Source organism: Xanthovirga aplysinae (assembly GCF_009711365.1).
Classification (GTDB): Bacteria; Bacteroidota; Bacteroidia; order Cytophagales; family Cyclobacteriaceae; genus Xanthovirga; species Xanthovirga aplysinae.
The window spans coordinates 1-1200 of the sequence record NZ_SMMB01000346.1 but is presented as its reverse complement, the minus strand read 5'-3'; the positions used below and the strand labels follow the sequence as shown (position 1 = coordinate 1200).

Annotated in this window: 1 protein-coding gene; it reads left to right on the top strand. The window is 34.1% G+C overall.

Translation table 11 applies throughout. The features are described from left to right. Window positions 1-914: S41 family peptidase (locus E1171_RS01080; protein ID WP_246164101.1), on the top strand; the 914-nt coding region annotated here is incomplete at its 5' end. Window positions 915-1200: the final 286 nt, after the last annotated feature.

The following is a 1200-nucleotide window of genomic DNA, read 5'->3' as shown; positions in this document are numbered from 1 at the left end:
ACAAACTGTTTTCGGAAATCCTTTGCAAATTTAAGGATGGACATATCAACCTGGATGTACCTGCTTCCTTACGGTCATCAGTGAAAAAGATAAAAAAGCCCGAAAATGCCAAAACTTCAACGACAGTAAAACGTGAACTAATTGAAAATTATCTTGTCCAAAGTAAAAGTTATAATAATGGTGTTATTAAATGGGGAAAAATAAAAAACAGTGAAATAGGATATATTCTGATATCCGATATGGAAGGTTTTGCCAATTATGTCTCATCAGAAAAGAGCAGGGGAAAAATTTTTGATCAAGAATATGAGAAAAAGAGCCAATCTAAATCACCACTTGAATATTTCCATGATGAATTACTCGGTGTTGAGTATGTAATGAACCTCATTCTTGAAGATCTGGAAAATTCTCCATCCATTATTCTAGACCTAAGATTTAACGGAGGAGGTTATGATACTGTTGCTCTGAAAATCCTTAGTTTTTTTATTGACCAACCCAAACACATTTTATCAATAAAAGCCAGGAAGGGTAATTCCTTTACCCAAGAACAAAAATACATTATTGAACCATCGCCAAGGGTGTTTAAAGGGCAAGTTCATTTACTCACCAGTAGTATTACAGCTAGTGCTGCGGAGGTTTTCACCTTAGGAGCCTTATCTTTTCCGAATATAAAAAGATACGGGCGCTCCACCAAAGGAATTTTCTCAGAGGTACTTTGGAAAAACCTCCCAAATGGTTGGGAATTTAGTCTTTCTAATGAAGTATTTTCTGACCCTGCAGGAAATCAATATGAAATTAGGGGAATTCCTGTAGATTTTGATTTCAATTATCCAGAAGATCGATTTGAATTTTATAATACCTTTTATCATAATAATGATTTTAAAGACAAGACTATTGAAAAAATTTTAACGCTTTAAGTAAAACTATAGACCGTCCGTCAGCAGACAAACACGTTCGCTGACGGACATCCTATTTACAAAAAACTTGTCAAAAAACGTTTAAAGTCCCATTTTTGGTGGCATGCTTCTTGAGTAACAAGAAGACAGCACATTGCCCAATAACTTTTATCTTTCAACTATGATAAAAAACTACTTAAAAATCGCTATTAGAAATTTAGTAAAGCGAAAACTTTATACCTTTATCAATGTAATAGGTCTTGCCGTAGGTATGGCTTGCTGTCTGTTAATCTTTTTTTGGGTACAA